Origin of the sequence: Caballeronia sp. LZ029 (assembly GCF_031451275.1) — a bacterium.
GTDB classification, from domain to species: Bacteria; Pseudomonadota; Gammaproteobacteria; order Burkholderiales; family Burkholderiaceae; genus Caballeronia; species Caballeronia jiangsuensis.
In genome coordinates this window covers 20407-44398 of sequence record NZ_JARUXO010000003.1, presented here as the reverse complement: position 1 = coordinate 44398, position 23992 = coordinate 20407, and the positions used below count along the sequence as shown (strand labels likewise).

At 65.0% G+C, this 23992-nt stretch carries 26 protein-coding genes; 11 read left to right on the top strand and 15 right to left on the bottom strand.

The window, feature by feature from the left end; all coding sequences use genetic code 11:
* Positions 1-93: 93 nt before the first annotated feature.
* The 4 genes from QCE73_RS19635 to QCE73_RS19620 all read right to left on the bottom strand — a co-directional run bounded on the left by QCE73_RS19635 (position 94) and on the right by QCE73_RS19620 (position 2927).
* Complete coding sequence (locus QCE73_RS19635) at positions 94-909, bottom strand: ABC transporter ATP-binding protein (protein WP_187604421.1); 816 nt, start codon at positions 907-909, stop codon at positions 94-96.
* Complete coding sequence (locus QCE73_RS19630) at positions 906-1904, bottom strand: TauD/TfdA family dioxygenase (protein WP_309883194.1); 999 nt, start codon at positions 1902-1904, stop codon at positions 906-908. Before QCE73_RS19630 ends, QCE73_RS19635 begins: the two co-directional genes overlap by 4 nt.
* A gap of 23 nt (positions 1905-1927) precedes the next feature.
* The gene (locus QCE73_RS19625) at positions 1928-2179 is read right to left on the bottom strand and encodes an MbtH family NRPS accessory protein (RefSeq protein ID WP_309883193.1); all 252 of its coding nucleotides are present in this window, start codon (positions 2177-2179) and stop codon (positions 1928-1930) included.
* Between the two features lie 64 nt (positions 2180-2243).
* Positions 2244-2927: an RNA polymerase factor sigma-70 gene (locus tag QCE73_RS19620; RefSeq protein WP_309883192.1), complete on the bottom strand. Its 684-nt coding sequence runs from the start codon at positions 2925-2927 to the stop codon at positions 2244-2246.
* Between the two features lie 320 nt (positions 2928-3247).
* On the opposite strand from QCE73_RS19620, the gene QCE73_RS19615 reads away from it, so the two are divergent.
* Positions 3248-4411, top strand: coding sequence for a GGDEF domain-containing protein (locus tag QCE73_RS19615; protein WP_309883191.1), 1164 nt, complete (start codon positions 3248-3250; stop codon positions 4409-4411).
* A gap of 27 nt (positions 4412-4438) precedes the next feature.
* Here the strand turns inward: QCE73_RS19615 and QCE73_RS19610 are convergent, their stop codons facing one another.
* The 5 genes from QCE73_RS19610 to QCE73_RS19590 all read right to left on the bottom strand — a co-directional run bounded on the left by QCE73_RS19610 (position 4439) and on the right by QCE73_RS19590 (position 9749).
* A complete protein-coding gene (locus tag QCE73_RS19610; protein ID WP_309883190.1) occupies positions 4439-4942 on the bottom strand; it encodes an RES domain-containing protein in 504 nt (167 codons plus the stop codon).
* Positions 4939-5367, bottom strand: coding sequence for an antitoxin Xre/MbcA/ParS toxin-binding domain-containing protein (locus tag QCE73_RS19605; RefSeq protein WP_187604427.1), 429 nt, complete (start codon positions 5365-5367; stop codon positions 4939-4941). Before QCE73_RS19605 ends, QCE73_RS19610 begins: the two co-directional genes overlap by 4 nt.
* Positions 5368-5434: 67 nt before the next feature.
* Positions 5435-6520 (bottom strand): carotenoid 1,2-hydratase, encoded by a 1086-nt coding sequence (locus QCE73_RS19600; protein WP_309883189.1) that lies wholly within the window; start codon positions 6518-6520, stop codon positions 5435-5437.
* Complete coding sequence (locus tag QCE73_RS19595; RefSeq protein WP_309883188.1) at positions 6520-9063, bottom strand: FtsX-like permease family protein; 2544 nt, start codon at positions 9061-9063, stop codon at positions 6520-6522. Before QCE73_RS19595 ends, QCE73_RS19600 begins: the two co-directional genes overlap by 1 nt.
* The gene (locus tag QCE73_RS19590; protein ID WP_187604430.1) at positions 9060-9749 is read right to left on the bottom strand and encodes an ABC transporter ATP-binding protein; all 690 of its coding nucleotides are present in this window, start codon (positions 9747-9749) and stop codon (positions 9060-9062) included. The genes QCE73_RS19595 and QCE73_RS19590 overlap by 4 nt, the downstream gene beginning before the upstream one ends.
* A gap of 210 nt (positions 9750-9959) precedes the next feature.
* On the opposite strand from QCE73_RS19590, the gene QCE73_RS19585 reads away from it, so the two are divergent.
* The 4 genes from QCE73_RS19585 to QCE73_RS19570 all read left to right on the top strand — a co-directional run bounded on the left by QCE73_RS19585 (position 9960) and on the right by QCE73_RS19570 (position 13967).
* On the top strand, positions 9960-10652 hold the full coding sequence (locus QCE73_RS19585) for a GntR family transcriptional regulator (RefSeq protein WP_309884168.1): 693 nt from the start codon (positions 9960-9962) through the stop codon (positions 10650-10652).
* 107 nt (positions 10653-10759) lie between these two features.
* Positions 10760-11551, top strand: coding sequence for an SDR family oxidoreductase (locus tag QCE73_RS19580; protein ID WP_309883187.1), 792 nt, complete (start codon positions 10760-10762; stop codon positions 11549-11551).
* 14 nt (positions 11552-11565) lie between these two features.
* A complete protein-coding gene (locus tag QCE73_RS19575; protein ID WP_309883186.1) occupies positions 11566-12498 on the top strand; it encodes a 3-keto-5-aminohexanoate cleavage protein in 933 nt (310 codons plus the stop codon).
* A 143-nt stretch (positions 12499-12641) separates the two neighbouring features.
* Positions 12642-13967: an MFS transporter gene (locus QCE73_RS19570; protein WP_035505022.1), complete on the top strand. Its 1326-nt coding sequence runs from the start codon at positions 12642-12644 to the stop codon at positions 13965-13967.
* 12 nt (positions 13968-13979) lie between these two features.
* Here QCE73_RS19570 and QCE73_RS19565 read toward each other — a convergent pair whose 3' ends face one another.
* Positions 13980-14552 (bottom strand): DUF1993 domain-containing protein, encoded by a 573-nt coding sequence (locus QCE73_RS19565; protein ID WP_309883185.1) that lies wholly within the window; start codon positions 14550-14552, stop codon positions 13980-13982.
* Between the two features lie 67 nt (positions 14553-14619).
* Positions 14620-16404 (bottom strand): pyrrolo-quinoline quinone, encoded by a 1785-nt coding sequence (locus tag QCE73_RS19560; RefSeq protein ID WP_309883184.1) that lies wholly within the window; start codon positions 16402-16404, stop codon positions 14620-14622.
* Positions 16405-16686: 282 nt separating this feature from the next.
* Here QCE73_RS19560 and QCE73_RS19555 point away from each other — a divergent pair, with 282 nt between their 5' ends.
* The 5 genes from QCE73_RS19555 to fnr all read left to right on the top strand — a co-directional run bounded on the left by QCE73_RS19555 (position 16687) and on the right by fnr (position 20004).
* Positions 16687-16947, top strand: a complete 261-nt coding sequence (locus QCE73_RS19555) for a hypothetical protein (RefSeq protein WP_238215205.1) — start codon at positions 16687-16689, stop codon at positions 16945-16947.
* Between the two features lie 64 nt (positions 16948-17011).
* Positions 17012-17242 (top strand): hypothetical protein, encoded by a 231-nt coding sequence (locus tag QCE73_RS19550; protein ID WP_035505027.1) that lies wholly within the window; start codon positions 17012-17014, stop codon positions 17240-17242.
* A gap of 46 nt (positions 17243-17288) precedes the next feature.
* Positions 17289-18383 carry a PAS domain-containing sensor histidine kinase gene (locus QCE73_RS19545; RefSeq protein ID WP_309883183.1) on the top strand — a complete coding sequence of 365 codons (1095 nt, stop codon included), beginning with the start codon at positions 17289-17291 and terminating at the stop codon, positions 18381-18383.
* Positions 18384-18460: 77 nt separating this feature from the next.
* Positions 18461-19108, top strand: a complete 648-nt coding sequence (locus tag QCE73_RS19540) for a response regulator transcription factor (RefSeq protein WP_309883182.1) — start codon at positions 18461-18463, stop codon at positions 19106-19108.
* A gap of 161 nt (positions 19109-19269) precedes the next feature.
* Complete coding sequence (gene fnr, locus QCE73_RS19535) at positions 19270-20004, top strand: fumarate/nitrate reduction transcriptional regulator Fnr (protein WP_309883181.1); 735 nt, start codon at positions 19270-19272, stop codon at positions 20002-20004.
* Here the strand turns inward: fnr and QCE73_RS19530 are convergent.
* The 3 genes from QCE73_RS19530 to QCE73_RS19520 form a co-directional block, all read right to left on the bottom strand.
* Positions 19980-20285, bottom strand: coding sequence for a DUF1488 domain-containing protein (locus QCE73_RS19530; protein WP_035505033.1), 306 nt, complete (start codon positions 20283-20285; stop codon positions 19980-19982). The genes fnr and QCE73_RS19530 overlap by 25 nt on opposite strands.
* A gap of 82 nt (positions 20286-20367) precedes the next feature.
* Complete coding sequence (locus QCE73_RS19525; RefSeq protein ID WP_309883180.1) at positions 20368-20664, bottom strand: hypothetical protein; 297 nt, start codon at positions 20662-20664, stop codon at positions 20368-20370.
* A gap of 31 nt (positions 20665-20695) precedes the next feature.
* A complete protein-coding gene (locus QCE73_RS19520) occupies positions 20696-21142 on the bottom strand; it encodes a universal stress protein (RefSeq protein ID WP_309883179.1) in 447 nt (148 codons plus the stop codon).
* Between the two features lie 215 nt (positions 21143-21357).
* Between QCE73_RS19520 and QCE73_RS19515 the strand changes: the two genes are divergently transcribed.
* Positions 21358-22185 (top strand): universal stress protein, encoded by an 828-nt coding sequence (locus QCE73_RS19515; protein ID WP_309883178.1) that lies wholly within the window; start codon positions 21358-21360, stop codon positions 22183-22185.
* A 271-nt stretch (positions 22186-22456) separates the two neighbouring features.
* Here the strand turns inward: QCE73_RS19515 and QCE73_RS19510 are convergent, their stop codons facing one another.
* Positions 22457-23803 (bottom strand): MFS transporter, encoded by a 1347-nt coding sequence (locus QCE73_RS19510; protein WP_309883177.1) that lies wholly within the window; start codon positions 23801-23803, stop codon positions 22457-22459.
* Positions 23804-23992: the final 189 nt, after the last annotated feature.

Here is a 23992-nt window from a genome sequence, read left to right as displayed (position 1 = left end):
CGGTCTTCCGTCCGACGATCAGCTCGATCACGAGCGACACGCGCCGCCAGAACGAAGCCTTGTGACGCCAGCGGCGCCGGGTAGCGAGCGTCGTCATGCAGCGATATCCCTTTGCCCGATGCCTTCGTAAGCGGGCACGCACATCGGCGCGCCGGTCTGCGGATGCGTGACGCGCAGCATGCGCACGCCGAAGGTCTCCTGCAAATGACGCGGATCGATCATCGCCTCGGGCGAGCCCTGCGCGACGATGCGCCCCGCGCGCATCAACACGATCTCGTCGGAGAACGCGGCCGCCTGGTTCAGGTCGTGCAGCACCCAGACGATCGTGAGGCCGCGCTCGCGATTGAGCCGTCGCAGTTCCTGGAGGATGTCGAGTTGATGATGGATGTCGAGATACGTCGTCGGCTCGTCGAGCAGCACGATGGGCGCTTCCTGCGCGAGCGCCATCCCGATCCACGCGCGCTGCCGCTCGCCGCCCGAGAGCGCGGCGACATCGCGTGCGGCGTCGTCGGTGAGTCCGCTCGCATCGAGCGCCGCATCGATCGCCGCGTGGTCCGCGCGCGTGAGGCCGCGCATCCAGCCGCCGTGCGCATAGCGGCCATACGCGACCAGCTCGCGCACCGTGAGCCCCGCCGGAATCTGGTTGAACTGCGCGAGCATCGTGAGCGTGCGGGCAAGCTCGCGGCGGCGCATCGATGCGACCGGCTTGCCGTTCACGTCGACGATGCCCGCGCGCGCGGGCTGCAATCCGGCGAGCGTGCGCAAAAGCGTGCTCTTGCCGCAGCCGTTCGGACCGCACAGCGCGGTGACGCGGCCCGCGGCGATATCGATATCGAGGTTCTCCAGTACGACGTCGTCGCGATAACCGACCGTCAATGAACGCGCACGAAGCGCCGGACGAACTGTCATCGCGCCTCGCGGTAACTCTGCGCCATCGCGACGACGACCTTGCGCGGTCCTTCGAACGGATCGCGTGCGTGCGCGCTCAGCATGTTGTCGAGCATCAGCACATCGCCCGTGAGCCACGGGAACGTGATGCGCTCATCGTCGAGCACGGCGCGGATTTCGGCGAGCGCATCGGCTTCGAGCGGCGCGCCGTCGCCGTAAAAGACGTTGCGCGGCACGTTCTCCAGACCGACTGCATCGACGAGCGCTTCCTGCATGTCTTCGTCGAGCGTCGAAAGATGAAAGAGATTCGCCTGATTGAACCAGACCATGTCGCCCGTGCGCGGATGGCGCGCGACCGCCTGACAACGCTCCTCCGTGCGCAGCAGCCGTTCGCCGTCCTCGCTGTCGCGCCATGCGCAGGCGATGCCGCGCGCCGGGCAGATCCGCTCGACCTCGCGCGGATCTTCCGTGCCGAACGCGTTCTGCCACGGCAGATCGAGCCCTTGCCCGAAGTTGCGCACATAGAGCAGTTCGCGCTTCGCAAAGCGTTCGACGAGCGATGGAGACAACGCGCGATACACCGCGCGGCTGTCGGCGATCGGCGTCGCGCCGCCCGAGCGCGCGGCGAGCGCGCAGTGGAACCAGATGCGCATCGGCCATTCGCGCGTGTACGACTGCTCGTTGTGCAGCGGAATCGAGCGATGCGGCGGATATTCCGTCGACGTGTACACCGCGCCTTCGACCTGGCTGCGCGGCGTCGATGCGAATTCATAGCCGATCAGCGGATCGCCGAACGACGCGGCGAAGCGCTGGAACGCCTCGATCGACTCGACGCGAAAGCCGGTGAAGCGCGCGCCGCCCGCGCGTTCGAGCGACTCGGCGACGATTCGTTGCAGCAGCGGCGTGGCGTCGGCGAGTGTCATGTCGGCGTCGGCGCGCGGCGATACGACGACCGGCAGGCCCGGCTCGATGCGCAGATCGGCCAGATCGGGCGCGGTCACGGATAGTTCGGTCATGCTGAATCCTCGAAGCGTGCGAATCAGTTGAGGCGCGCCTTCGCCTGCGCGTTGAGCGCGTCCATGTGACGGCGCAGGCTCGCGGGCCGCATGTCGGTCCACGCGCTCTCGATATACGCGAGGCAATCGGCCTTCGCGCCGCGCTTGCCGGCTTCGCGCCAGCCCGCCGGGACTTCGCGGAAGGTCGGCCAGATCGAGTACTGCTCTTCGTCGTTGATGACGACCGTGTAGACGAGATCGTCCGCTGCTTGATTCTGGTTTTGCTGTTGCGTCATGGTGATGGGTCTCTCGGGTGCGAAATGGGCCTTCATCGAATAGACGTTCGAGGCGCGCGCTTTTTTACCGCCGACGCGCCCGTCCGCCGACGAACACGGGACACGCGACATTGCGTTCGCGCGCATCGAGACAATCGGCGCAATGCTGTTGCGCGTCGCGCACCATGAAATGCACGAGCGTCTGCGAGACGTTCAGCGCGCGCGCCGTGCTCTGCAGCGTCTCTTCGCCGAGGCGAACCATTTCGAACGCGGTGCGGCTGCGATCGGGCAACTGCGCGAGCGCATCGCAGACGCGGCGCAGCGTGTCGCGCGCCTGCACGCGTGCTTCGGGCGTGAGTTCCTGCGAGGGCACGTCGAAGCCGTCCTCCTCGTCCGCGCGATAGATGTTTTCGAGGCTTTGCCGGCGGCATGCGTCGATCGACGCGTTGCGCACCATGCGCGCGATGTAGCCCATCGGCTGGCGCACCGCGTCCTGTTGCGGCAAGTCGATGAGATTGACGAAGACGTCGTGCACCACGTCCTCGGCGCGGCTCGCGCAACCGACGACGCCGCGCGCCATGTTCACGAGCATCTGCCGGTTCGCGACGGCGATATCGAGCAGGCTCGGTCCGACCGACGGACGCTCGGGCGCCGCGTCGGGCGTGACCGGATCGAGCCGATGCCAGTACGCATCGAGAGACAGATTCGAAGGCGGCGGCGAGATCGAAGAACGCTTCGACGATGCCGGCTGGACGCGCATGTAAGCCATAAATCGTGCTCCACTTTCGTAGGAGCCGCAAAGCTAGCGTAAACGCGAATCATTCTCAACATAGCCCCTGCGCGTCAGCAGGTTGTAAGTTTATGCGCGACTTCGGCGCATTCCCTGCGTGGGCGCGGGAGTTCGCGAGGCGGACAAAATGTCAAGAACGTCCGTCGAATCAATAATTTTTATCGCGCATGGAATGTCCATTGCATGCCTTCGGGAGCAGCGGCCTGCCTAAAGTTTCGATCCGAACGACCGTTATCCGATGTGTGGTCCGGCTTTCCCGCGAGGGTTCAGCCATCGCCGGACCGCCGCCGGAATCCAACATGGACCAACAAACTGAGGTGTTCACCCTGCCGCGCGGACGTGCGGCAACGTGGTTGCTGCACGCGGGCGCCGATATCCCCCGCGCGATTCGTGTCGCCCTCGTCGGGAGCCTGTTCGGGACGCTGCCGATTTTTGCGGGCGGCGTGCTGAATACGGTCGCTGTCGCGTGGGTGCTGGCTCGCCGGCATCCGACGGCCGCGTTCCACATCTGGCTCGCGCTCGAAATCGCCGTGTGCCTCGTGCGGCTGTGCGTGCTCGTCGTCGCCCGGCGTCGGGCGCGCGCGCGCAAATCCACGCTGACCGACACCTACGTGCTGCTCGCGCCGCTGTGGGGCGCGACGGTCGGCTACGGCGCGCTCGTCTCCGTGCTATCGGGCGACTGGATCGCCTCGACGCTCTCGTTTCTATCCGCGGCCGCGATGGTCGGCGGCATCTGCTTCCGCAATTTCGGCGCGCCGCGTCTCGTCGCGGTGATGATCTTTCTGTCGCTCGGGCCGTGCTGCATCGGCGCGGTGCTGGCGGGCGAGCCGACGCTCTGGCTCACGCTGCTGCAAATCCCCTTTTATCTCTTCGCGATGAGCGCCGCCGCGTGGCGCCTGAACGGCATGCTCGTCTCGACGATGAAAGCCGAGCAGGAAAACGACCGCCGCGCGCGCCACGACGAACTGACCGGCCTGCTGAACCGAGCGGGCCTCTTTCAGGCGGTGCGTTCGCGCGAGCCGGGACGTGCGCGCGACAGCGCGGGCACCGCTCTGCTCTATCTCGATCTCGACGGCTTCAAGGCCGTCAACGATGCGCACGGCCACGAAGTCGGCGACACGCTGCTCGCGCTCGTCGCGCGGCGCTTGCGGCATCTGTCGGGCGAAGGATCGCTGGTCGCGCGGCTCGGCGGCGACGAGTTCGTGATCGTCACGCCGCCGCACGCCGATCCGCTCGCGCTGCCGGATGTGATCGTGCGCGAACTGTCGAAGCCGTTTCTCACCGATGGCGGCGTGACGCTCGAAATCGGCGTGAGCATCGGCATTGCGATGTTCGACCATCACCACGACGAGCTCGACGGCGTGCTGCGCGATGCCGACAACGCGCTCTATGGGGCGAAGCGCGCGGGCAAGAGCCGCTGGGTTTCGGCGGGGGTGAGGGAGTCGCTTGGGCTTGTTGCCTGAGTCGTCAGGCGCTCAGGGTGCGACTTCTCAGGCACGATCGTCAAACAACCGCCGATCCCACAGCACCGGGCGCGGTTTCGACACGTCGAACCTGGCGGCATCCGGATGCGCCGGATTCACGATCGCGTTGTACTCCGCGCGCGCCACGACGGATGGCACGAACAGGATGGCCGACCTCGCTTCATCGAGCCATTGATCGCCGATTCGACGAGCGATGCGCAAATCCGTGCCGTCCCATCCTCGGGGCAGATCGGCGGCTTCGATGCGCTCGATGCCGACATCGTCGGGCACGGTCGCCTCGACCCAGACATGCGTCTTCGGCACCTTGCCGATGCGTGCATGCACCAGCACTTCGAGCATCGCGCCCGCGAAATTCAGCGCGGCATAGATGGCGAACTTTCCCGGACTATTGAAGCGCCCCCCGACCAGCATGGCTCCCGTGCCGTTCCAGACCGGGTAGCGTCCATCGGCAATGCGGAACAGCCGCCGCTGACCCGCGCCTTGTTCCTTTTGCTTTCTTGCAGCGTTCACGCAGGCAGCCCGTAGAAGAGTTTCCACATCAACTCTTCGACGCGCCGGGCGCCGAGTTCCGTGAGCGACACCTCGAGCGGCGTACGCCCTTCGAGCATCGGATGGGGAACATTGAGGAATTCGCGTGCATCGTCCTCGTCGTCCCACACATACTGCGCGGTCGCGACGACGCGCGCGAGCCGCTCCGTCCTCTCCGATTCATCGGGACTCAAACGATCGCGCCGACGCTTGAAGGTCGCCTCCGGAACGATGCGCGCCAGCAGCGCGCGACGTTCTTCGGCGCTGCGCGTCGCATGTTCGACCCCTTCCTTCAACGCGGATTTCGGCAATCCGCCACGAATCTGCTCGTCCAGTTCCGCGACGGAATGAGGAACGGGCTTGAGCGCCATCACTGCGGCGATTCTTTCGGGGGATACGAGTATCATTCTGACCACCTCGGCATCATATGATGCTTACTGATAGCTCAAATGATACCGCATTTCGGCATCGAACTCAGCGCTTCTCCACCTTCACCGTCTTCGCGTACCCGGTAAGTTCCAGATACCCGCGCCCATTCCCGCCATCGCCGTTCAACGTCACCGCGCCTTCCCAATAGAGCGCCCCGGTCGAATCGCGCGAGTCGAGTTCCTGATCGTCGATGAGCGGGGTCAGCCGCCAGCGCATCCCGCCGACGCGCACGTTCATCGCGACCGGATAACCCGTGTTCGTGCGCGGCGAGCGCCATTGCCGCTCGGGCGTGAACTCGACATCGCCCGGGCCGAATTGCCGCGTCCGACCGTCGCGCTCGCGCAGCGCGGCGTGCGCCCAGACCGCATGGCCGTCGCGGGCGCGGACCTTGAAGGCCATCAGCGCGGCGCCGTCGTCGAGATTGGCGCCGAGCCAGTCCCAGCCCGCCGCATCGGATGACAGCAGCGTGCTCGACCATTCGTGATCGAGCCACGCGCGGCCCGTCACGGCGACGCTCGCATTCGCCTTTCCCGATGCCGACGGCCGCGTGACACTGCCCGTCACCTGCAACTGCGGCTCGCTGTAGTAGTAGCTCGCCTGTTCCGGCGACGGACCCTTGCGCGAATAGCCCTGCTCGCCCTGGATCATCGGCGGCTGCGTCGGCGTGAAGGTCAGATGGAGCGCGAAACCAGCGGCATCGGCGATGACCGCATAGCGGCCATCCGCCTCGCGCGTCATGCGCCACGCGTCGAGCTTGACGTCGGTGTTGCCGTCTTTCGCATACGCGAGGCCGAAGCCCTGCCGCGCGACGTTCTGATCGTGCACGAGCCGTCCGTACGCGGGATCGGACAACGCCGCGTGCGCGATGATCAGTTGCGACGGATCGAACGCACTCGCGCCCTGCTTCTTTCCCGTGTTCGAGCGAAAGAACGTGATCTGAAAACCGAGCGGCCGATGATCGGGCGTTTCGAGCCAGCCGGTCGCGTACCACCATTCCGTGCGATACGACGGATGCGCGCCGCTATCCTTCGGCCATTCGATCGCGTGCCCCGGTACGACGGGCGCGAACACCGGTTCGTCGGCGAATGCGGCCAACGACGAAAGCAGCCACGCGAGCAGCAGGACGCGCATCACCAGTCCTCCCGCACGGCGCGCACCGCATCGACGGATACGGCGCGTCGGCCCGACAGCACCGCCGTCGCGCACGACGACGCCAGCATCACGCAAGCGATGATCGCGATCATCGTCCACGGAACATGCAGCGACATGCTCCAGTGAAACGACTGCGGGTTCACGACGAACACGAGAATCAGGCTGATCGCGAAGCCGAGCACGCAGCCCATCGCGATGCCGAGCAGCGTGAGCCAGCCCGCTTCGGATGCCAGCAACGCGAGGATCTGCGCGCGCGTCACGCCGACGTGCCGCAGCATGCCGAATTCACGCGAACGCGCGAGCGTCTGCATCGAGAACGTCGCGCCGACGCCGAACAGGCCGATCACGATCGCCACCGCTTCCAGCAAGTACGTCACGGCGAAGCTGCGATCGAAGATGGTCAGCGTGCGCGCGCGAATCTCGCCGGGCTGCGAGAATTCGAGCGCGTCGCCGAACGGGAGCTTCTTGATCGCGTCGATGACCTGCGCCGCGCTCGAACCCGCGCGCAACGTGATCGCGACATCGGTCGCGGTCGTGTCGCCGGTGAGCCGCCGGTAATCGGCGATACGCATTTGCAGCGCGCCCGTCTGCCGCACATAGTCGCGCCAGATTCCCGCGACGACGAAGCGTTCGTTCGCCCCGCCGACAGGCAAGCTCACGCGCTCGCCCACGCGATAACCGTACAGATTGGCCATCGCTTCCGAAGCCCAGACCGGCGTCTCGTCGGCGCGCCATGCAGACGGCGGCAACACGTCGCCGGTCATCTGCAAGGTCGCGCCGGGATCGGCGGCGTCGAGCTCGCGGGCGATCAGCGCGACGGGCGGTTCCGCGGCATCGAGCGTCAGCTTCGACGCCCGCGTGAACGCCGCGTGCGCGACGCCGTTCGCCGCGGCGAGCTGCATCTGCTGATCGGGCCGCAAGCCGCCCGTGTCGCCGCTCGACGCCATGCGCACATAGAGATCCGCCGACAGCAGATGCGCGAGCCAGTCTTCCACCGACACGCGAAAGCTCGTCACCATGATCGCCATCGCGACGATCAGCGTGAAGCTCGACAGCACGCCGCCCATCGCGATCGACGCCTGGCCCGGCGCATTCGCGATCCTCGCGAGCGCGAGCGCCGCGACGGCGTTGCGCGGCATCGGCGCGCGGCGAAACACGAGCGCCGTGAGACGCGGCATCAGCGCGATGCCGCCGACGAGCAGCAGCGCGACGGCGACATATCCGGCGATGGGCGTATCGAAGACAGGCGGCGCCTGCGTCAGCGCGGCCCCGGCCGCGAGGCACACGAGCGCGGGCCACGGCGTGCCGAGCGGCGCGAGCGCGGCTTCCTCGCTGCCCGCCTTCAACGCCGGCGCGGGACGCGCGCGCGCCGCTTCGAGCGCGGGAACGAGCGTGCCCGCGAGCGCGACGCCGATGCCGAGCGCGAGAAAGATCGCGCTGGCGACCGGCTCGAAGGCGATGCGCGGATCGACACCGGGGAAATATCCGCCGCCGAGATCGCTGCCGAAAAAGCGCAGCGCGAGCGCCGCGACCGTGAAGCCGAGCGCGATGCCGAGCACGCCGCCCACGACGCCGAGCAGCGCGCCTTCGAGCATGATCTGCCGCACGAGCGACGCGCGCGTCATGCCGAGCACGCGCAGCATCGCGAACTGCGCGCGACGGCGCACGACGCCCGCGGCCTGCGTGGAAAACACGAGAAACGCGCCGGTGAACAGCGCGACGAGCGCCAGCACGTTCATGTTGATGCGATACGCGCGCGACAGCCGGTCGGTGCGGCTTTCGATATCCTGCGTCTCCGTGACGACGAGCCGCCCGCCGAGTTCGCGTTGCAGCGTCTGCCGGAACGCATCGCGATCGACGCCGCGTGCGAGTTGCAGATCGACGCGCGAGAGCTTGCCCGTGAGCGCGAAATGAGTCTGCACGGCCGCGATGTCCATCACCGCGATGCGCTGCCCGGCACGCGTGCGCGCGATGCCGCCCGCGACACGCAGCGTCACCGGCGAAGTGCCGCTCTGCAACTCGACATGTCCGCCATCGCGCGCGCCGAGCCAGGTTTCTGCGGCAGGAGAAAGAAAGATGGCGTCGCCGTCGAGCACATCGAGCGATGCTTCCGGCCTCGGCACGCCGGTCAGATCCGGCGCAATGCGTTTCGCGCGGAACACGTCGATGCCGAGCACCTTGAGCGGCATGTTCTTGCCGGGCACGGCGACATCGACTTCGAGCACAGGGCTCGCGAGCGCGACGCCCGGATGCGTCGCGAGTAGCGGATAAACGTTCTCGTCGATGAAAGGCTGCGCGCCGCGCACCTGCAAATCCGCTTGCCCCGAGAGACTGCGCGCGGCGGCGGAGAACTCGTTGAACGCCGCGCCGTTGATGAGCTGCACCGCATATCCCAGCCCGACGCCCAGCGCGATGGTCAGCATGGCGACCAGCGCGCGGCCCCGATGACTGCGCCATTGCGCGCCAAGCAGCCAGCGCGTGAGCGTGTCGAAACCGCGGCGCGTGACGGCGACAGCGCTCATCGTGCGAGCGTCGCGGCGTGCAATGCGCCGTCGCTCAGAATCACGATGCGGTCCGCAAACGCGGCGGCCGCTTCCGAATGCGTGACCATCACGGTCGCGGCTTGCGTCGCCTTCGTTTCGGCGCGCAGCAATTCGAGCACTTCGTGCGCGGTCTGCGGATCGAGATTGCCCGTGGGTTCGTCGGCGAGCAAGAGGCGCGGCCGATGCACCAGCGCCCGCGCAATCGCGACACGTTGCAGTTCGCCGCCGGAAAGCTGGCGCGGCATGTCGTCGCCGCGTCCGTCGAGGCCGACCGCCGCGAGCATCGCGCGCGCCGGCGCGGGCGGCATCCCGTTCAGCAGAAGCGGGACCGCCACGTTCTGATAGAGCGTCAGATGCGGCAGAACATGGAACGCCTGGAACACGAAGCCGAGCTTTTGCCGGCGCAAGCGCGTGGCGGCGTCGTCGGAGAGCGTGGAGATCGATGTGCCGTCGATCAGCACGTCGCCGCTGTCGGCCGTATCGAGACCCGCGATCAGATTGAGCAGCGTGGATTTGCCGACGCCCGAATCGCCCATGATCGCGACGAACTCGCCCGCACCCAGCGCGAAGTCGAGCGCGTCGAGCACGATGCGGCCGCTGCCGTACTTCTTCGAGAGGCGGCGGCATTCGAGGGCGGGAGAAACGTCGGGGTCGGCGGGTCGCATTGCGGATTGGATGGAAACGATGTCGCGGTTCGGGATTTCGCAAGCATTGTGCCCAACGATCGCGCTTTCGGCTTGAATGTGTCGCGGGCCATGTCGGGTTATCCCTGATGCGCTCCGCATTGACTTAAAACGATGCCGAAATCAAACTGTGATCACAGATCAAAGATCAGCAAGGAAATGCACGTGTCGCCCCGATCCCTGACGCAACCCATGCCGCAACTCGAAGTCATCGCCACGGAAACGATGGCGACCAAGGTCTATCAGCAACTGCGCGAAGCGATCATGAGCGGCAGTTTCGCCGCCGGCCAGCCGCTGAGCCTGCGCGGCGTCGCCGAAGCAGTCGGCCTCTCGACGATGCCCGTGCGCGCCGCGCTCACGCGACTGCGCGCGGAAGGCGCACTGGTCGACGGCCCGTCGCGTGGCCTGATGGTCCCGCCGATGACGCTCGACTTGCTCGAAGAACTGCGCGACGTGCGCATCGCGCTGGAAGGCTGCGTCGCGGAACGCGCGACGGCGCGCATGACGAACGACGACGTCGCCGCCGTGCAGCGCATCTTCGACGAAATGGATGCCCACGTCGAAGCCGACGATGCCCGCGCCTATCTGCGCTGCAACTTCGCGTTCCATACGAGCATCTACCGGCACGGCGCAAGCGACATGACGCTCGCGACGATCCAGAACATGTGGATGCGCATCGGTCCGTTCCTGAACATGGTCGCGCCCGACGTGGCGCACATGCGCGTGTCGATGCAGGCGCACCGGCAGATCATCGACGCGCTGTGGAAACACGACGGCGCCGCCGCGCGCGAAGGTATCGCGAAGGACATTCGCGACGCGGCGAGCGACCTCGAAGCGCGTCTGCGTTCGCAGGAACCGCGTATGCGGCGTCACGCGCAAAGCTGAACGACGAAGGCGCAACGCGCGCCTCTTCATACGATCATCAGTATCACTAATCGCTTGAGCGAGGACGGCGCACGTCCCGCAAAACATAACCAGAAAGGAGTCTTTCGATGGATTTCACCAAAATGCTCGTCCCGCGCGCAGGCCTGCGTGTGCTGATCACGGGCGGCGCGTCGGGCATCGGTCTCGCGATCGCGAAGGCGTTCGTATCGACGGGTGCGCGCGTGCATGTCTGCGATGTCGATCCGAAAGCCATCGACGCGGTGTCGACCGTTTCACCGTCGATCACCGGCACGCGTGCGGATGTCGCGAGCAAGGCCGATGTGAAGCGCGTCTTCGAAGACGTGCGACGCGAGCTCGGCGGCCTCGACGTGCTGATCAACAACGCGGGTATCGCGGGCCCGACGGGCGGCATCGACGCGATCGATTCCGACGACTGGGAAAAGACCATCGACGTGAATCTGAACAGCCAGTACTACTTCTCGCGCGAGGCGGTGCCGATGCTGCGCGACGCGACCGATGGCGGCGTGATCGTGTTCATGTCGTCGGTGGCGGGACGTCTCGGCTATGGCTTTCGCACGCCTTATTCCGCGACGAAATGGGCCGTGGTCGGCCTCGCGAAGAGTCTCGCCATCGAGCTCGGTCCGGACAACATTCGCGTGAACGCGGTGCAGCCGGGCATCGTCAAGGGTCCGCGCATGGAAGGCGTGATCGCCGCGCGCGCGAAACAGCTCGGCATCGCTTATGAGGAAATGGAGAAGCAGTATCTCGCGAAAATTTCGCTGCGCCGCATGGTCACGCAGGAGGAAATCGCCGCGAGCGTGCTGTATCTCAGCTCGCCCGCCGGCAGCGCTATCTCGGGTCAGGCGCTCTCCGTCTGCGGCAACGTCGAAACGCTTTGAAGCAAGAGGAAAACATGGCAACGAAACGCAAGGTCATCATCACGTGCGCACCGACGGGCGCGATCCATACGCCGTCGATGTCGCCGCATCTGCCGGTCACGCCCGACCAGATCGCCGAAGCCGCGCTCGCGGCCGCGAAGGAAGGCGCTGCGATTCTGCATCTGCATGCGCGCGATCCCGAAGACGGACGCCCGACGCAAGACCCCGCCGTGTTCCAGCGCTTCCTGCCGCGCATCAAGTCTGAAACCGATGCCGTCATCAACCTGACGACGGGCGGCAGTCCGCATATGACCGTCGCGGAGCGCCTCAAGCCCGCGCATCACTTTCAGCCGGAAGTGGCGTCGCTGAATATGGGCTCGATGAACTTCGGTCTCTATCCGATGCTCGACCGCTTCAAGGATCTCAAGCACGACTGGGAACGCCAGCATCTGGAGAAGAGCCGCGATCTCGTGTTCAAGAACACGTTCGCCGATATCGAATACATCCTCACGTCGTGTTCGGCCAACGGCACGCGCTTCGAGTTCGAGTGCTACGACATCTCGCATCTGTATAACCTCGCGCACTTCGTGGATCGCGGGCTCGTCAAGGGACCGTTCTTCGTGCAGAGCGTATTCGGCTTGCTCGGCGGCATCGGCGGCCATCCGGAAGATCTCGCGCACATGAAGCGCACCGCCGATCGCCTGTTCGGCAACGACTATGTGTGGTCGATTCTCGGCGCGGGCCGCAATCAGATTCCGCTCGGCTCGATCGGCGTCGCGCAGGGATCGAACGTGCGCGTGGGTCTCGAAGATTCGCTGTGGATCGGGCCGGGTCAGCTCGCCGAGTCGAGCGCGGCGCAGGTGCGCAAGATCCGTCAAGTGATCGAAGGTTTGTCGCTCGACATCGCGACGCCTGCCGAAGCGCGGCAGATGCTGTCGCTCAAAGGCGGCGACAACGTGAACTTCTGATTTTCAAACGCACGCGCCGCGTGACCGGCGCGTGCGCTCGCCATTAAAAATACAACGCTTAACGGAGACACTTTCTTGAAACGCCTTCCCGACACCGCATTGCCCGCGCGCCTCGCGCGCCCCTTCTGATTCCGGGAGTCATCATGTCCAAGCCCAACACGACGAGCGCGTCGCACGCATCGCTCAACAGCCTGATGCTGCGCAAGCTGATGCCCTTGCTGGTGATCGTCTATGTGATCAGCTTTCTCGATCGCACGAACATCGCGCTCGCGAAGCATTCGATGAGCATCGATCTCGGCATCTCCGCCGCCGCATACGGACTCGGCGCGGGTCTCTTCTTCCTGACCTATGCGGCCTTCGAGATTCCCAGCAACCTGATCATGCACAAGGTCGGCGCGCGTTTCTGGATCACGCGCATCATGGTGACATGGGGCGCGCTGTCCGTCGCGATGGCCTTCGTCACCGGCGAGACGTCGTTCTATGTGATGCGCCTCTTGCTCGGCGCGGCCGAAGCCGGACTCTTCCCCGGCGTGATGCTCTATCTGACGTACTGGTTCGGTCGCGAGGAACGCGCCCGCGCCACCGGCTACTTCCTGCTCGGCGTATGCGTGGCGAATATCGTCGGCGGCCCGCTCGGCGGCGCGCTGCTCGAACTCGACGGCCGGCTCGGCTTTCACGGCTGGCAATGGCTCTTCGTGATCGAAGGCGTGCCCGCGATCCTGCTGGCGTTCGTCGTGTGGAAGATGCTTCCCGATCGTCCGACGAGCGCGTCGTGGCTTTCACGCGATGAAGCCGTCGCGCTGGAACGCCGACTCGCCGCCGAACAGGACGCGCAAGGCGGCGGCCACGGCGCGGGCGCATTGCGCAGCGTGCTCGGCGATCGTCAGGTGTGGCTCGCGATTCTGGTCTACTTCTGCCATCAGCTGACGATCTACACGGTGATCTTCTTCCTGCCGGGCATCATCGGCGCGTCGGGGAAATTTTCTCCGCTGACGATCGGCCTGCTCAGCGCGACGCCCTGGGTCGCCGCGGCGATCGGCGCAGCCACGCTGCCGCGCTTCGCGAGCGATTCGTCGAAGAGCCGTCGCATCCTGATCGCCGGACTCGTCATCATGGCGTCGGGGATGCTGATCGCGGCATGGGCGTCGCCGGTGATCGGACTGCTCGGCGTGTGCCTGTCGGCGCTGATGTTCTTCGTCGTGCAGTCGATCATCTTCACGTTCCCGCAATCGCGCCTGTCGGGCAGTGCGCTCGCGGGCGGTCTCGGGCTCGTCAATTCGTGCGGCCTCTTGGGCGGTTTCGTCGGACCGACGGTGATGGGCATCATCGAGCAGACGACCGGCCGCGCGATGAACGGGCTCGTGTGTCTCGCGATCGCGCTCTTGTTCGCCGCGGTGTGCAGCACGCGCCTGCGTCACGGCAACGAGGATTGCGCCGACGACAAACGCGGCGTGATGTCGAACGCGTAATACGCCGACGCTTCAACCTTGCGGCAAGGTGCCGGGCCGGATATACGCGAACATGTGCGCTACGTAATCCGGCTTGCCGAGCGGCACGCCGTGATTGCGCAGGATCGCGTACGCGGTCACGGCGTGAAAGTAAAACTGCGGCAAGCACCAGTCGCGTGCGTATTGCTCGCCGGTCATATCGAACACGATGCCGTTGGGCAGATCGAGCGCGATCTGCGCATCGGCTCCGGCATCGAGGGCATCGGGCGCAAGGCCCGAAAGAAACGCGATCGCCTCCGCGATGCGCGCCTGCGCGTCGGCGAACGAGCCGGGCTGCTCGTTCGACTTCCATCCTTCTTCACGCACATTGCGCAAGGTCGGCGGCACGACTTCTCCGCGCAATCGATACGCCGGTTCCTGCGCCTGAAAGCACACGAAGCGCACTTGCGCCGCGAGCGGATACATATCGGGCGCGAGACGCAGGGTCACGAGCGCATCGGTATTCGCGTCCTTTTCCTGCTGATGCGCGGCGGCCTTGTCGAGCCATGTCGACAGATTCTTCAGCGTCTGCACGAAGGTCGGAACGAGAAGACGGGTCAGTTGCATGAAAACGCTCCACGGGTTGAAGTTCCGCGATCTTATCCCGATGCGGAACCTCCTCGCGCGGAACGCTTCACAGCAAGCCGAATACGACGACGCCCGTTTTCGTGCCCACATACACCTTGCCGTTCGCGATGGTCGGCGAGATGAACTTGTTGTTGCCGAACTGATCGCGGGTGCCCGCCTGATTGCTGTTGTAGAGCTCGGTCGCGAGATTGCCCGCGTTGTACGCATGAAGCACGGCGGTGGGCGTGGTGTTCTCGACGCCCCATACGATGCCGTTCGTGTTGCCGTTCGCGGAGATGACGGGCGCGAGGCCGGGGAAATTCCAGTTGCCCGCCGGGCTCGTGGTCTGACTCGACGCGACCGTCGCCACCACCGCGTTCACGACCGGCAGCGCCTTGAGGTGATCGCCTGCCGGACCGATATAAATCGTATTGTTGTAAAACGCGGGCGCGGTGAACACGGGGCCGGTGATCGTCGAATACAGCGGCTGATAGATGTGATCGGCGTTCGAATCGAACTTGCCCATCGAGTCTCGATTCACGACGTAGAGCACGCGCGTCTTGCCGCCGCCTATCGCGAGATGCTGCACGTTGCCGTTGATATCGGTGACATCGGGCAGGACCAGCACGCCGCCCGAGCCGAGATCGAGGTCCGCGTTCGATTCCGCGATGGTATCCGACGGCTCGAAATAATCGCTCACCTGAAGCGCCAGCGTCGGGGTCGGCGTGACCTTCAGGAAGCCGTTGCCGAAGTCGTTCTTGTTGGGCATCTCCTGCGCGTTGGTGGTCGGATCGAAGGTGCCGTTGCCGTCGAGGAAATAGATCGACGTGCCATCCGATGCGAGGCCCGCGCCGCCCATCCAGATGCCGCCCATCTGGCCGTTCGGCGTCACGTTGACGATGCCTGTCTGCTTGAGCGTATCCGCGCTGTAGCCGATGACCCAGCCGGTGTACGGCAAGGCGTCGCAATGCGAGCTCCATGCCGTATAGACGACGCCGTTCATGAGCAGCAGCGACGCGCGCTCGATGTACTGACCGGGCGTGAAGGGCACGACGCCGTTCACGCTGCCCGATCCGGTGCCGGGATACGAACCGGTGATTTCGGTCGGGCCGCCGAAGAGCTCGACGCCTGTCGCGATGTCGATTGCGTGAATGCGCTGGTGATACGCGCCGCCGCTGTCCTTCGACATGCCGACGACATACATCGCGCCATTCGGCCCACGCGTGCGATCGATGACGGGCGTCGCCGTGATGCCGATGGTCGGCGTGGTCTGGTCGCAGCCGTGATCGTCGCTCGGAACTTCACCCGCGAGCAGCGTGGAGACGTGCCAGAGCACGGTGCCCGTGTCGGCATCGAACGCGTAGATGCTTGCGTTCTCCGTTTCGACATACAGCACGTTATGCGTGCCGCCCGCGATCGGCACGTTGCCGAGAAAGAGCGGCTGGGCATCGACGGCGCCATCGACGGTATAGACGCCGAGCTTGCCGAATGTCGAGCTGTTGACGTTGGCCAGCGTGAGTTTGGTTTCGGCGAGCTGCTGCGCGGTGCGGCGGATGTCGTTGTGATACGTGGTGACGTCCATCGGCGTCGATGCGGACGGCCGGGTCGTCGCGGGCGTGCTCGCGCCGGACGGTGCGCTCGCGCCGCTTGCCGGCGATGCCGACGATGCGGGTGACGCCGACGATGCCGGCGATACCGGCGTCGCGGGACTCGACGCCGCGGCCGGCGATGATGCCGACGCCGCGCCTCCGGAAGTCGCGGACGGATCGGAGCTGGAACTGCCTCCGCTGCATCCGCCGATGATCGCTGCAATGGCAACTGCGGTCACGCCAACCGATAAATGCCCTTTCATCTGCGGATCTCCGTTTCGGGACGAGCGGCCGGTCCCCGGTGCTCGCGATTATTGTCTGCGGCGGCTTAATACGGGAAAAGATCGTCGGGGGACGGCTATGATTTGGCGGACCAGTCGGTTTCGCTCGGCGCGCCCTTCCCTCTGAGTTAAGCACACGCCGGAGAAAAGTAAAAAAGCTTAAATCGGATAAGCCGACAAAAATTGAACGGTTAGGCTTATTGCTTACGGAATGAAGGGCATCACAAGTGCCGCTTCATCGAAAACATAGAACCTGAGAGAACGATGACCCAATCAGAAAATGTCATCTACAAAGGCCATGTGCTGAGCGCGACCGCCGTGCTGGAGCAGGACCGCTATGCGGCGATGCTCATCGTCCGGGAGCCGGACGGCACGCGCCGCTCGAGCGGCATGCTCGGCGAATTCGCCAGCGCGACCGGCGCGGTCCGCTACGCGTTTGCATATGGCATGGCCGAAATCGATCACCGGCAGTCCATGCAGCACCCGCGCCATTCGAGCGGCGCCCGCGTTGACCAGCACGCCTGATCCCGGGCGCACTTCGCGGCACGCACGCCGCCCGCGCCTCCGACCATTCCGACAAGTCAAACCTATGATCATCTATCATCGGGGAGCGGCCTTTCAGCCCTCCGCCACTCGTGTGGGCAATGCGTTCGTCGCGACCGCATCGATTCTGGAAGAGGACGGCCACGCCACCTCGCTCGGCAATCTCGGCGCGTTCGCAAGCAAGGATGGCGCGCTCGGTTTCGCGGTGCGCTGCGCGACCGCCTTTCTCGACGGCGACGAACTGCCCATGCCGCCTTTCCGGCTGACTACGCAATAGCATTGCAACGCGTCGCACGTTGCCTGCGCGCCTGCCCCTTGCAACGATGACGAACGCACCCGCGACCGAACCCGACGATCCCCGCGCGCCGCTCTCGCCCTCGCTGCAGACGGATGCGTCGTTCCGGCTTCTCGTTGAGGCCGTCGAAGACTATGCGATCTTCCTGCTCGACGCGCACGGCAACGTCGCGACATGGAACAACGGCGCAAAAAGGATCAAGGGCTATGACGCGCGGGAAATCGTCGGCCGTCATTTTTCCGTCTTCTATCCGCCCGAGGACATCGCGGCAGGCAAACCGCAAAGCGAACTCGCGATAGCGGCGCAGGCCGGGCGCGTCGAGGACGAAGGCTGGCGCATTCGCAAGGATGCGAGCCGCTTCTGGGCGAATGTCGTCATCACCGGGCTGCACGACGCGCACGGCAATCTGCTCGGCTTCGCCAAGGTCACGCGCGACATGACCGACCGCTTGCGGCTCACCGAACTGCAACACGCGCGCGAACTCTCCGCGCACGTGCAGAGCGCGCTCGAAAACGAGCGCGCGTCGATCGCCCGCGAACTGCACGACGATCTCGGCCAGCAACTCGCCGCGCTGAAGATGCAGATCTCCCTTCTCGACACCGGCGCGCACGATGCGCATATCGCGAAGCAATCGCTCGCGCAGATCGACACGATCATCGGATCGGTGCGGCGCATCGCGGCAGGCCTGCGCCCGCCCGTGCTCGACGACCTCGGTCTCTTCGCCGCCATCGACTGGCTCGCCTGCGACTTTCGCCGCCGCTACGATCTGACGATTCTTCTGGATCTCGAAGGCGAGGAAGACGGATTCGACACGACCGCCTCCACCTCGGTCTTCCGGCTGGTTCAGGAAGCGCTCACGAACATCGTGCGCCATGCGCGGGCCAGCGAGGCGCGCATCGCGATCGTCTGCACGCAGTCGCGCTGCACGCTGACCATAGAAGACGACGGTTGCGGCGCCGATGTCACGCGCGGCCGCGCCGCCGGCGCGTTCGGCCTGCTCGGCATGGGCGAGCGCGTGCGTCAACTGGGCGGCGTCATCGCGTTTCGCAGCGCGCCCGGCGAAGGCTTTCGCATTCGCGTGGAGATTCCGCTCGGGTATCGCGCCGCCGACGGCCTCCCTTGACTTGAGTCAAGCGCTACGAGGCTGTCGTCGGTAAACTCGAACTCCGCGCGAGTCGATCGACAAAAGGAATCGCATCGATGACGATAAGAGTGCTGATTGCCGATGACCATGCACTCGTGCGCGACGGCCTGCGCCACATTCTCGCGAACGCACACGGCTTCGAGGTCGCCGGCGAAGCGAGCGACGGACCCGCCACCCTCGCGCTCGCACGCGCGACCGATGCCGACGTCCTCGTGCTCGATCTCTCGATGCCGGGGCGCGGCGGCCTCGACCTGCTCAAGCAGATCAAGGACGAAAAGCCCGACATGCGCATTCTCGTGCTCACCATGCACGCCGAACAGCAATACGCCGCGCGCGCCTTCAAGGCGGGGGCGTCGGGATACATCACCAAGGAAAGCGCGAGCGCGGAACTGGTCGCGGCGGTCGGCAAGGTCGCGTCGGGCGGCGTCTACGTGAGCCTCGCGATGGCCGAACGCTTCGCGCAGAGCCTCAGCGAACCCGCCGACGCGCTGCCGCATCAGCGCCTGTCGAACCGCGAGTTCGAGGTGTTCCGGCGGCTGTGCGCGGGCGAATCGATCAGCGATATCGGCGAGGCGCTGTGCGTGAGCGCGAAGACCGTCAGCACCTACAAGGCGCGCATCCTCGACAAGATGCGCATGCCGCACGAAGCCGCGCTCGTGCGCTACGCCATGCGCCATCAACTTTTCGACGACGACGGCGCCTGATCCCGATCGACGCCTGTCAGCCTTTCCCTACACGGCTTCCCGAACGCCTACAGCACGATCCGCCTGCGCCGATTTATTTTCGAGATGAAGCGCTCAATAATTCGATGCGTGGCATTCAGGATCGCGCATCGATGCGCGATCCGCCCGACAGGAGGCGCAGCATGATTCCCGCGAGCGCAGACACGCTCGGCGCGCGAGCCGACGCAAAGCGCACGACCACACGCTGTTCGACATGCTCGATGCAGCGCATCTGCATGCCGTCCGATCTATCGCCGGTCGAATACGAACGCCTCGACGCGATCATCTGCTCGACGCGTTCCGTGCGTCGCGGCGAAACGCTCTTCCGTTGCAGCGATCCGTTCCAGAGTCTCTACGCGGTGCGCAGCGGCTGCTTCAAGACCGTCGTCATGCACCGAGAAGGCCACGAGCAGGTCACGGGTTTTCATCTGCCGGGCGATGCGCTCGGGCTCGACGGCGTGAGCGCCGATCGTCACACGTGCGATGCGATCGCGCTGGAAGACAGCGTCGTCTGCATCATTCCGTTCGACCTGCTCGAATTGCTGTGCCGCGAAGTCAGGGCGCTCCAGCATCACGTACATCGCGTGATGTGCGGTGAAATCGTGCGCGAATCCAACCTCATGATGATGCTCGGCACGATGACGGCGGAGCAGCGCGTCGCGGCGTTCCTGCTCAATCTCTCGACGCGCATGAAAGCGCGCGGCTATTCGCCGGCGCAGTTCGTCCTGCGCATGACGCGCGAGGAAATCGGCAGCTATCTCGGCCTGAAGATCGAAACCGTCAGCCGCATGTTCTCCAGGCTGCAGAAAGCGGGCGTGATCGATGCGCGTGGCCGCGACGTGCGGATTCTCGATCAGGCCCGGCTGGAAGAAGTCTGAGCGCGCGCCTGGCGGAAGCGGAAAAATCCGCTGCGCAGCATGACCGATGTACCGCCGACGCGGCTCAGCACATGCTCGGCGGCCCCTTCGATCGACGAGCGATGGCTCTCGAAAGCCTGCTGTAAATCTTCCTCCCGCCACGACGCCGCGCCGAAGTGATCTTCCAGCGCCTCGGCGGAAATGGTGCACGCGATGCGCTCGCCATCGGCGAAGGCGGCGAACGTGAGTGAAGGGACATCGCCCTGATAGACGGGCGGCTGGCTGGGAAAGGTGATGTTCATGCCGATACCTCGCAATGGTTTCGACCTGCGGCGCATATCCACTGAGTCTCTGCCATGAAATCGCGCTGCGTATTGATCTGGATCAATACCGCTCGCGCAGGATCCGCACGGCGTCGTCGAAGGCGTGATGCATCGCCACGGTCGGGTCGGCGTCGGCATGGCGTTGCACCGTGACCTGCTCGGCGTCGCACGTGAGGAGCACGAGTTGCGCGTCGTAAACGGGTTGCCCTGACGGGTCGGGACAGGCCTTGATCGTGAGGCGGCAATCGACGATATCCGTCGCGACGCCCGCAAGCCGCACGAGTTCGACGCCCGCTTCCCGTTCGATCACGTTCGAGCCGGAAAAGCCGAGGTAGGCGATCTGCATTCCGAGGCCCATGTGATTGTTTCTCCTGTCAGGCCGCTGATCTTCACCCATCCTTGCCCTCACCATTCGGCGCCCGCATCAGCAGCACGGGACACGTCGAGCGTCTGACGAAAGCTTCGGCGACGCTGCCGAGCGCAAGCCGCCGCAATCCGGTCCGGCCATGCGTGCCCATCACGACGAGATCGGCGGGCATCTGCGCCGCGCGTCGCTGCAGGCATTTCGCGATGGTGTCGGTCACGTTGCGCGTCTCGGCCAGTTCGGTTTCGCAGTCGATGCCGGCCGCGATTGCACGCGCATACGCGATCTCCAGCGTGCGCGTGCCGTCCTCGCGCACGCTCACGCGATACTGCGCGGGATACGACGAAAGCGCGGCCACGTCGATGACGAAGACGATGTTCACCCTGGCGAGCGCGCCGATACGGATCGCTTCGTCGAGCGCGCGTTGCGAGCATTCACTGCCATCGAGCGCAACCAGGATATTGCGGTACATCGTCTTTCGTCCTTCACGTCTGTGCGATGCGTTCGCGCACACGGCGCGGCCAACGCACTCACTCTATCGCGGTGCTTGTCTGCGCAATTGACCTGAATCAAGCGCAAGCGCATCGGCGCGCGACCCCGCTTCCGTTGATCTGAGTCAAGCGAACAATGGCGGCGTCTCCTTAGACTCGGGGCCATCAACTCTCAGCGGACTCCAGGAGTCATTCGATGAGCTACAAGACCATCCTCGTGCACCTCGATACGAGCGTGCGCGCCCATCCCCGTCTGGAAACCGCGCTGCAACTCGCGAGGCAGTTCGACGCGTATGTAATCGGCCTCTTTTCGGTTTTCGAGCCGAACGCGCGCGCGTTCAATGTGATGGCCGGCACCGCCGCCTATTACGAAGCGCGGGCGGCCGTGCGCCGCGAACAGGCCGGCGCGCTGGAACGGCTCTTTCACGCGGAGCTGAACCGTGCGGGCGTATCGGGCGAATGGCTCGCGCCGGGCGAACCGGCGGATCATGCGGTGCCGCATCACGCGCGCTGCGCCGATCTCGTGATCGCGGGCCAGGACGATCCCTCCGATCCCGAGTCCTATATCGGCGACGGCTTTCGCGAAAATCTCATCCTGTCCGCGGGACGTCCGGTCCTGCTCGTGCCCTGCACCGGTTTCTTTCCCTCCATCGGCCGGTTTCCGATGATCGCGTGGGATGGCGGCCGCGAAGCCGCCCGCGCGGTCCACGACGCGTTGCCGTTGCTGAAGGCGGCCGGGCGCGCGACCATCGTCAGGGTCGATGAGAAAGCGGACGAACGCATCGCGGGCGCGGACATCGCCGCGTGCATCGCGCGGCATGGCGTGGAGGTCGATATCGTGTCGGCCGCGAGCGGCGCGGATGCATCGGCGGGCGACATCCTCCTATCGCGCGCCGCCGATCTCGGCGCGGATCTCGTCGTAATGGGCGGCTACGGTCATGCGCGTTGGCGCGAACTCGTGCTCGGCGGCGCGACGCGCACCTTCCTGCAATCGATGACCGTGCCGGTGCTGATGTCGCATTGATGTGCGCCGTGTACGATAGAGACGTCGACTATCGGATTTCAGGAGGCGCCATGAAAGCGGTATGCCCGCTGCACGGGCCGACGACCATCGTCCGCACGAACGCGTACGGCTTTCCGGTCTACGCGTGCTGTTGCGACGACGTGCCTTATTCCACGCCGCCGGATGCATGCACGAGGGCGCCGACGCAACGCGGCGCCCCGTCCGAGCCACAGAAGCCCCGGCAGCCCAAACCCCGAAAGGAATGATTGCGGCGCGCGCTCGTGCAATTGCTTCAAACCGGATCGGCTTGCGCAGCGGGGATAGCGCCGGCCTTCTGCGGTGATCGGCGCGAATCGATCAGGCATACCGCCAGCATCGCGATAACGCCAGGAATGGCAATCGCGACGAAGTTCTGCTGAAGCGGCAACGCGCGGCTCACGAGAAAGCCGATCACGATGGGCGCGAGAATCGCACCGCTGCGCCCGATGCCCGACGCCCAGCCGATGCCCGTCGATCGAATGGCCATCGGATAGAACTGGCCGGCAAACGCATAGGTGACGATCTGCGTGCCGATGGTCGATGCCCCCGCCAGCCCGACGAGGAAGAACAGCACGCCGATCGGAACCTTCACGCCCAGCAGGCTGATAGAGATGGCCGCGAGCGCGTACATCGCGATGAGGACGTACTTGATGTTGAAGCGGTCGGCGAGCCATCCGCCGCCGATCGCACCGATCATCGCGCCGAAGTTCAGGACGAGCACGAACGTGAGGGCCGAGCCGAGGCTATGTCCTGCGCTCGCCATAAGCTTTGTGAGCCATGAACTCAGCGCGTAGACCATGAAGAGGCACATGAAGAACGCGATCCACAACATGACCGTGCTCAGGCCGCGACCTTCGGCAAAGAGTCGCGCTATCGTCGAGCCGGGAACGGCTTCGCGGTCGGAAAGCGCAAAGCTGTCGGCCTGCTGCGGCACGTATGCGGGGTCAACGCGCGGAAGAATCCGTTTCAGGTTATCCGCGCGATTGTTTCGAATCAGGAACGCAAGCGACTCGGGCATGTACTTCAGGATCACGGGCGCGAGCAGAGCCGGAAAGCCCGCGGCAATGAACACCGATTGCCAGCCGTAGCGCTCGATCATCGCCTTGCCGACGAGCGCCGCAAGCATGCCGCCGATAGAATATCCGCTGAACATCACTGTCACCATCGTGCTGCGGATCTTGCGCGGCGAATACTCCGTCATCTGCGCGACGACGTTCGGCATGACACCGCCGATGCCGAGTCCCGCGAGAAAGCGCGCAATGCCGAAGATCACGGGGTCGCGTGTGAATCCCGCGGCCGCCGTGAATACGCTGAACAGCAGTAGACAAATCACGATTGCGGGCACCCGGCCGATTCTGTCGGCTATCGTTCCGAGGAACACCGCGCCGAGCATCATGCCGAGCAAGGCGGAACTGACCATGAATCCGGCGCTCGTCGGTTGAATGCCCATATCGCTCATGATCGATGGAAGCGCGATTCCAACGACGGCGAGATCGTATCCATCGAAAATAATGATGAGCGCGCACCAGCAGAGAAGCAGCAAATGAAACTTCCTGAACCGGGCTTCGTCGCATAACTTTTGAACGTCGATATGACGCATGGTGTCTCCTTTAATGTAGGACTTGCTTTAAATCCGCGTTTTCTAATTCGATTGATTCGACGGCTCGATGCACGCGCGCGCGTTTCCCTTGCCGCATTCGAAGAACAGCAAAAGTCGAGGCTGGCTGATGAATTCCTGCGCTGACGTTCTTATGTGTTAGTCGGCTCAGGATAGGCGAGCCGGTTATCC